The organism is Vibrio genomosp. F10 str. 9ZD137, from assembly GCF_049974785.1.
Classification (GTDB): domain Bacteria; phylum Pseudomonadota; class Gammaproteobacteria; order Enterobacterales; family Vibrionaceae; genus Vibrio.
In genome coordinates this window covers 1-7,923 of sequence record NZ_JBNGCJ010000606.1, presented here as the reverse complement: position 1 = coordinate 7,923, position 7,923 = coordinate 1, and the positions used below count along the sequence as shown (strand labels likewise).

At 44.5% G+C, this 7,923-nt stretch carries 8 protein-coding genes; 3 read left to right on the top strand and 5 right to left on the bottom strand.

What is annotated here, in order from left to right; all coding sequences use genetic code 11:
- A partial coding sequence (locus ACP45E_RS14740) for an acetoacetate--CoA ligase (RefSeq protein WP_069585174.1) occupies positions 1-1,491 on the bottom strand: 1,491 nt, incomplete at its 3' end.
- A 199-nt stretch (positions 1,492-1,690) separates the two neighbouring features.
- Here ACP45E_RS14740 and phhA point away from each other — a divergent pair.
- Positions 1,691-2,485, top strand: a complete 795-nt coding sequence (gene phhA, locus ACP45E_RS14735) for a phenylalanine 4-monooxygenase (RefSeq protein ID WP_017035889.1) — start codon at positions 1,691-1,693, stop codon at positions 2,483-2,485.
- Positions 2,475-2,828, top strand: a complete 354-nt coding sequence (locus ACP45E_RS14730; protein WP_017035888.1) for a 4a-hydroxytetrahydrobiopterin dehydratase — start codon at positions 2,475-2,477, stop codon at positions 2,826-2,828. Before phhA ends, ACP45E_RS14730 begins: the two co-directional genes overlap by 11 nt.
- On the opposite strand, the gene ACP45E_RS14725 is transcribed toward ACP45E_RS14730, so the two are convergent.
- Positions 2,825-3,400: a hypothetical protein gene (locus tag ACP45E_RS14725; protein WP_017037308.1), complete on the bottom strand. Its 576-nt coding sequence runs from the start codon at positions 3,398-3,400 to the stop codon at positions 2,825-2,827. The genes ACP45E_RS14730 and ACP45E_RS14725 overlap by 4 nt on opposite strands.
- Positions 3,401-3,676: 276 nt before the next feature.
- Here ACP45E_RS14725 and ACP45E_RS14720 point away from each other — a divergent pair, with 276 nt between their 5' ends.
- Complete coding sequence (locus ACP45E_RS14720) at positions 3,677-4,321, top strand: SH3 domain-containing protein (protein WP_017037307.1); 645 nt, start codon at positions 3,677-3,679, stop codon at positions 4,319-4,321.
- Positions 4,322-4,564: 243 nt separating this feature from the next.
- Here the strand turns inward: ACP45E_RS14720 and ACP45E_RS14715 are convergent, their stop codons facing one another.
- From ACP45E_RS14715 to ACP45E_RS14705, 3 genes are all read right to left on the bottom strand, one after another.
- On the bottom strand, positions 4,565-5,794 hold the full coding sequence (locus ACP45E_RS14715) for a quaternary amine ABC transporter ATP-binding protein (RefSeq protein WP_017037306.1): 1,230 nt from the start codon (positions 5,792-5,794) through the stop codon (positions 4,565-4,567).
- Positions 5,787-6,686 (bottom strand): ABC transporter permease, encoded by a 900-nt coding sequence (locus ACP45E_RS14710; protein WP_017035884.1) that lies wholly within the window; start codon positions 6,684-6,686, stop codon positions 5,787-5,789. Before ACP45E_RS14710 ends, ACP45E_RS14715 begins: the two co-directional genes overlap by 8 nt.
- A 282-nt stretch (positions 6,687-6,968) precedes the next feature.
- Positions 6,969-7,923: ABC transporter substrate-binding protein (locus ACP45E_RS14705; RefSeq protein ID WP_069585173.1), on the bottom strand; the 955-nt coding region annotated here is incomplete at its 5' end.

Below are 7,923 nucleotides of genomic sequence, written 5' to 3'. Positions count from 1 at the left end.
AAACCCAATCGGTTGGTTCGGGAAACTATTACAGCAAACCAGTTCGCCTCTTTGCTCAACGACCGAGTGACCATGTTGATTGAATACCGCGACATCAAGCCCGAGCCCTTTCACTTGGCATTCCCCTCTGAAAACAGGTGAAATTGGGCTTCCAAGAACAAAGCACCCGCAAATATCCGTGCCACCAGAGATGGACGCTAAATGCAGATCGGATTTTATACCGTCGTAGACAAAATCGAACTGCTCTGGGTACAGTACCGATCCGGTGGAGCACACGGTTTTTAGTGCGGTAAGGTCGTATTTTTCTCTTGGGATCAGTGAGCTTTTTTCCAGCGCTTGTAGGTATTTAGCCGATGTGCCGAAGAACGACAGCTGTGTTTCTTCAGCCAGCTTCCACAGGCTGTCTTCTGAAGGGAACATTGGGCTGCCATCATAAATCACCAGAGTTGCGCCACTTGCCAGTGCTGAGACGTGCCAGTTCCACATCATCCAGCCACAAGTCGTAAAATAGAACACCCGATCCAGAGGTTGTATATCACAGTGAAGCTGGTGCTCTTTTTGATGGTTGAGTACCGTTCCCCCAACCGAATGCACAATGCACTTTGGTTTTCCCGTAGTGCCAGAAGAGTACAAGATAAACAGGGGGTCATTAAATCCGACACGCTGATAACGAAGCCCTTTAGGCAGGTAATTGGCGAGGATCGATTCCCAATCGGAATACTGTTGTGGGTAATCGTAGTCATCATTCATGACACGAACATAGTCAATTTCACAAATGCTTTCGATACTCGGTAGCGCTTGGGCAATCGTCGCGTTTTTATCATGCAGCGAAAATGATTTTCCGTTGAATTGATAACCATTGCAGCAAAAAAGAACTTTCGGTTTTACCTGCCCAAAACGTTCGATGACGCTATCGCTTCCAAAATCGGGAGAAGTCGATGTCCAAATCGCGCCAAGGCTTGTTGTCGCGAGCATGGCGATGACGGCTTCAGGTATATATGGCAAGTAGCCAGCGACGACATCTCCCTTTTCCACTCCGTTTTGTTTAAGCCATTGCTGAACGATTGACACTTGATCACACAACTCCTGCCAGGTCATTTGTGTATTCTTTCCTTGTTCATTTTTAAACCAGATAGCAATTTCACTGGGCTTCTGGAAAGCGAAGGAAAGGAGATTCTCAGCATAATTGAGCTGAGCCTGAGGGAACCAAATGGTATCTCTATTGGGAAAGAAAGAGCCCCATTTGGCGATACCTTCTCCAAATATGCAATCACCGCGGTAGCCTATAACATCGCAATATTGCCATATTTCAAGCCAAAACTGCTTAGTCTCGGTGATGGACCACTGATGCAATGACGAATAGTCTTCAATAGCTTCACCTTGCATGTTGATATGCTGAATGAATTGATGGAGATTAGACTCTTCAATTCTTTGGGTACTTGGCACCCAAATAGGATCATGGTTTGACATACTGTTCTCAGTTTTCCACATCAGAAATTGACTCTTTAAGTGTTGGTTGCGATCGGCTATTAGTCAAATAAGGTTGATAGCAGGATTTTGAATATTATAGTAAAAAACCAAGTTGTAAATAAAATGTTACACGAATTGGGTGGTTGATTTGTGACCGACTGTTGGCATGCATTTGCGTTAGGAAATAGGATAAACCTAGGGAAGCAATCAGGTATGTGTGATGACTCAGTATCATTCGAAACAAGTGGACAGTCGGGGTTGTGTTGAATGGAGTTCAGCAGAAAACCAGATATGGGAAGCGCTTTATGCTCGTCAGCGGCCTTTGGTCGAAGACCGAGCTTGTCAGTCCTATATCGATGGGCTCGCTATGCTAAATTTGCCCACAGACAGAGTCCCTCAACTTTATGAAATTAGTGATGTTTTATTCAGAGAGACTGGGTGGAGTCTTGCTCCGGTTGCCGCTCTGATTAGTTTTGACCGATTCTTTGAATTACTGGCGGATAAGAAGTTTCCGGTGGCGACATTTCTACGCTCACGGGAAGAGTTTGATTACCTGCAAGAGCCTGATTTTTTCCATGAAGTGTTTGGTCACTGCGCCATGTTAACCAACCCTGACTTTGCCCACTTTACTCATTGCTATGGGCAACTGGGGAAAAATGCTAGTCATCAACAGCGTGTGTACTTAGCGCGCTTGTATTGGTTTACGGTTGAATTTGGTTTGGTTGAGGAGCATGGCGTTAACAAAATTTATGGTGGTGGAATACTGTCTTCTCCTGGAGAAACGTTATACGCACTAGATGATGGTGTTGCGATTCGCCAGCCATTCGATGTGAGCCGAGTATTGCGAACGCCTTATCGGATTGACATTATGCAACCGATCTATTTTGTATTAAACGATCTAAAACAGCTCTACCATTTAAGTCAACGGAACATCATCCAAGATGTCGATAATGCAATCGGCTTAGAGCTTTACCCTGCTTTATTTGAACCTAAGGAAACCTGCGATGTTAAGTAATCGGAAATCGTTAAGTAACATGAAATGTGAAGCGTGCAGCATTGATTCTATTTCACTGACGGAACAAGAACAGCAACAATTATTGGGCCAGCTGGTGGGTTGGGAACTAAAACACGAAGAGGGCATTCCACAACTTGATAAATCTTATAAGTTTAAGAACTATAAACAGGCTTGGGCATTTGCGAATCGAATCTCTGAACTCGCGGAAACCGAGGGGCATCACCCTGCTATTTTGTTGGAGTGGGGAAAAGTGACCGTGACCTGGTGGAGCCACTCAATACGCGGTTTACATAATAACGATTTTGTTTGTGCAGCAAAATGTGATGAGCTGGACTTAGGTTAGTGTTTAGCAAGCTCTTTTGCACTTAGTAGAGCCCTGACCTCAGCAGAGTAAAGTGTTTGTAGTGTGTTTAACTTTTCTAACAATGTATTGGTATCATCGAGTAAGGTGCTATTCGTATTGTGGTATTGATGACTAGAAAGGGCATTGATATTTAAGTCTATTTCTTGGCAGTGAATGCCCATTTTACGCCACATTTGTCGCAGTGATTTGATCTGCGGTAGGGTGTTATTCAGTAACGTTTTCTCTTCGTTAAGTATTTCTACATAGTGACGTGAAGAAGTGATTTGCTGCTCCATCAAAGTACGAAATTCAGTGGCGTCTGGCCGCCATAACAAAATAAGTTCGGCTAGAGTGAACTCTCTATGCAGAAAAATGTGCTGCTGGTACTGCCCTAAAATACGATTAAAGTGAGTTGCCCTTAGGTTATACCATTGGTCAAGATTGTGCTGCTCAGTGAGAGCTTGGTTCCACTCTTCCTCGGTGCAGTGCTGGCTTTTGACCTTTAGTGGTAAAGAGATCAGCAAAGTCGCCGTTATAATGGTTGATACCCAATGTCGTCGCATAGAATTCATACAGTGATAGCGCCTTTAAACATTATAGGAAGTTTATTGGTCGTTGGATGGTCACTGCTGCAAGGAGACCGTTTCAAGGTGAGAGTTCAAAGACGACAGTGCCAAAGCAACAAACACAAAACGACAGTTCTATACTAAGGTGATGGACTTCAAGGTGACACTTCTAAAGCGACAGTCTCAAGGGCACGGTTTCAATATTCAAGACGCTGGCTCTAAGATGAATGATGGACACTCAATATTGAATGTAGGTTTGGTTAATTAATGAAAAAAGTAATAATGATCCTTTTGCTTGTTCTTGGCTTAGCGGGTGCTGGCGCGGGGTTTTACCTATTTTATTGGTTACCGATGCAAGAGAGCGGTGACGTGCCGCCAGTCGCAGAAGAAGCGCCTTCTGATGAGGTAGTAGAGGAACCGCCGCAGGTCATTCAAGAAGTGATTACTGACTATTATGTGAATACCCCCACGCTTGGCGTAAGGGAACGCCCGGATCGCGAAGCGTTTATTGAGCGTCTTTTGTATCGTGGCGCTTTCGTTAAAATCTTAGAACAGCGTGATGGGTGGGGACGTATCTCGGTTTACTACGTCTATGAAGACGGTGGCGAAGAAATCGCAGAGTGGATCCCAATGGAAGGGTTAGTGGAAGAGGCGCCTGTGATTACCAAAGAGGAAAGGCAAGAGACTTTAACCGCCTACATAGACAGTTCGGATGACTTTAATACCCATGAGGTGATGTTTTTAACCACTACGGATGCACTGTTAAAAGATGAAACCTGTACGCCCGGCGATTTTGAAGAGCTTGGTGGTTGGGTTCGGTCAATTCGATACAGTGAGCGTGACGTTTACTTTGTGTATTGTGGTGGGATGAAACAAGCTGATAAGATCTATTTGGATGTAAACAGCGGTGAAACCTTCTATAAATAATGCCTTAGACGGCTAACTTAAAGGGGATACTCAGTCTTGTACTCCTGTCGCGTTATACTCACATAGCCTGACACTTAAACATTTGCTTGATACTTAAACATTTGCTTGATACTCAAACATAGCCTGATACTTAAAAAGCACCATTGAATCGTTCAATAGTGCTTTTTATGTTTCAGGCCTAGTGGCCGGACAATTTTGATAGAGAACCGTCAATAAAACAGCGGAGTATAGGAAAACTTAAGCTTAAGCCGTCGCTTTCGTGTTTTCCGTTACTTTTTCTTCCGTTTCTGCAGAGCTATCAACAAATATCTCAGCGACGGCACTTCGCTCTAGCTCACCTTTGAGATTTCCATCTTCATCGACAACAGGGAGTGAATAATCACAGCCCATAGTCTCAGGAAGAACCGTTTCAATGGCGGCATCTGGGGAAACGGAAGGGACTTCCTCGTAGATGTCATCACTAAATTCACTGACAGAAGCATCATCTGAAGCTTCTTGCAAACCTTCTTGAGTCAGCACGCCTTGATACCCATCTTCTGTGACGTGGTATGCATAGTCATGTTTACTCTTTTTCATCAGCGATAATGCTTCTTCAATGGTTTCAGCGGTAATACGGTACGCTGGTGGCTGCATAACCGTTTCCACTGTCAGTGCTCGAGCGCGGTTCACATCTTTAACAAATGCTTCAACGTATTCATCAGCAGGGTAAAGTAAAATTTCGTCTGGCGTACCTTGTTGAACCAGTTCGCCATCTTTCAAAATGGCAATACGGTCACCCAGTCGTAAAGCTTCATCAAGATCGTGAGTAATGAAAATGATGGTCTTGTGCAGTTTTTGCTGAAGCTCAATCAGTTGATCTTGCATTTCACTGCGTATTAGCGGGTCTAATGCCGAAAACGCTTCGTCCATCAATAGGATTTCCGCATCGGTCGAGAGTGCTCTAGCCAGGCCTACGCGCTGTTGTTGACCGCCAGAAAGCTGAGACGGATACTGCTCGTTGTACCCTTTCAAGCCAACGGTTTCTATCCACTCATTCGCTTTCTCTAAACGTTGCTGTTTAGGCACGCCTTGGATCTCAAGCCCATAAGCAACATTATCAATGACTTTACGATGTGGCATTAAACCAAAGCGTTGGAAGACCATCGACATCTTTTGGCGGCGAAACTGTTCAAGTTCTTTCTGACGAAGCGTCATGACATCCGTACCTTCGACATCGATTTGACCAAGGGTAGGGTCGATCAATCGGTTAAAGTGACGGATAAGAGTTGATTTACCGGAACCCGATAGGCCCATAATGACGAATATTTCGCCTTTGTTAATGCTGAGATTGATGTCTTTTAAACCTACGGTATGTCCTGTCTCTTCGAGTATTTGATCTTTACTCATGCCCGCTTTAACACGTTCAACAACACTTTGAGGTTTCGGTCCAAAAATTTTGTATAAGCCACGGATTTCAATGAGTGGTTTAGTCATGTTTTAGATCTCCAAGGTGTGCTTGTGTACGTTTGGCATACGCTTGAGAAGCTCGGTCAAATAGGATAGCAAGAGCCACAATGGCAAAACCGTTGAGAAGCCCGAGGGTAAAATATTGATTGGTAATGGACTTAAGAACAGGCTGGCCTAGCCCTTTTACACCTATCATCGATGCGATAACGACCATGGAAAGTGCCATCATGATGGTCTGGTTGATGCCTGCCATGATGGTTGGCATCGCCAGCGGAAGCTGTACACCAAATAAGCGTTGTTTGCTGCTTGCTCCAAATGCTGTCGCAGCTTCCAGTACTTCTTTATCGACCAGTCGAATACCCAAATTGGTTAATCGAATCACCGGTGGGATAGCGTAGATAACAACCGCAATTAATCCAGGGATTTTGCCAATGCCTAAAAGCATCACTACAGGAATAAGGTAGACGAACGCTGGCATGGTCTGCATAACATCCAGCATGGGAGTAACAACTGATTGAACGCGATTGGAACGCGCCATGGCAATCCCTATCGGAATGCCTAAACAGATCGCGAGCAAGGTACAAACGGTAATGATACTGAGCGTTCGCATTGTATCTTCCCACATACCAAAGTAGCCAATCAGTATGAAAGAGATAAGCCCACCAAGTGCCAATTTCCACGAGCGACTAGCGGCATACACTAGCCCAGTGGTGAGCACTAAAACAATAAACCAAGGGGTGGATAATAGGAGCTTTTCAAACCAGACGAGAAAAGTGAGCAGTGGGTCAAAAAATGATTCAATCATGTCGCCGTATTCACGAGAAAAATCGCGATAGGCGCCATCTAATGTTTTGCGGATGAGTCGTAGATCTGAACGGTCCATTTCTGGGAAACTGTTCAGCCAATTACTGTCAGCCATTGTTTTTTCCTTTTAATTCCGAGGCAAACTTATGAGTTTGCCTCGGTTTTCAACTTAACACGACGTGTCCTACGTCGTTACAACAAGTAGTACGCTTTTTACGTTGCAGTACTTGTTAACGTGTGAACATCTAACTTTTATATTAGAGCCAAGACATCACTTAAAAACGATGCCTCATAAGCTATGCCTCATAAACTATGTCTCATAAACTACGCATTAAAAACTACGCCTTAAAAACGGTCGTTTCAGATTTACAGTTTCAAACATAGGGCCCCAAAAATACTAGAGTGCGTTTTCTACTTTCTTCGCAATCTCGGCAGAAACCCATGGGTGCCAGATTTCAGGTGATTCGGAAAGGAAGTGATACATGCCTTCTTCCCCGTCAGCCTGGTTGTCTTCCATCCATGCTAACAACTCATTCATTTTTTCGTTGGTAAAACCACGATTACCTAAATAAGCGTATGCTTCCGGTGCTTTTGACGCGAAGGCTTCGGTTGTCATTGTGTGTACTGGAGAAGGTGGGTACATGGTAGGCTTGGGTGATTCACACTCTTCTTTAGTCGTACAGCCGACGAACTCTTCCAGGTCAACGCCGCTGCCAAAATCAACTTTCACCATGTTGTATTTGCCGAGTACCGCCGTCGGTGCCCAGTAGTAACCAAACCAAGCTTCTTCACGCGCATACGCTTTTGCAATCGCACCAGAAAGGCCAGCACTTGAACCTGGGTCTACAATTTCAAAGCCTGCGTCTTCAAGTTTCAATGCTTTAAATAAATTACCCGCACTGATTTGACAGTTCCAACCAGCTGGGCAGCTGTAGAACGCAGACACATCTTTACTTTCTGGGTGCTCGAACATTTTTGCGTGCTTGATAACGCCTTCAATAGTGGCCATTTCTGGGTGTTTATCGACTAAATATTGCGGTACCCAAAAGCCTTCTTCACCACCGTTCACTAAAGATTTTCCGGCGTAACGTAAACGTTTTTCTGCTACACCTTTGTCTAACGCTTCTTTCATCGCATTACTCCAAAACTCAGGAGCAATATCAGGCTGGCCTTTTTCAATCATTGACGTACCCGTTGGCATTGTATCGCCAGGGATGAGCTCGGCATCACAATCATAACCATGCTCTAGAATGAATTTATCAATGTTTGCGATAAGGCTTGCGGAAGACCAGTTCATGTCAGCGATAGTGACTGAACCGCATTCGTTGGCGTTTGCAGCCGTTGACGTTGTA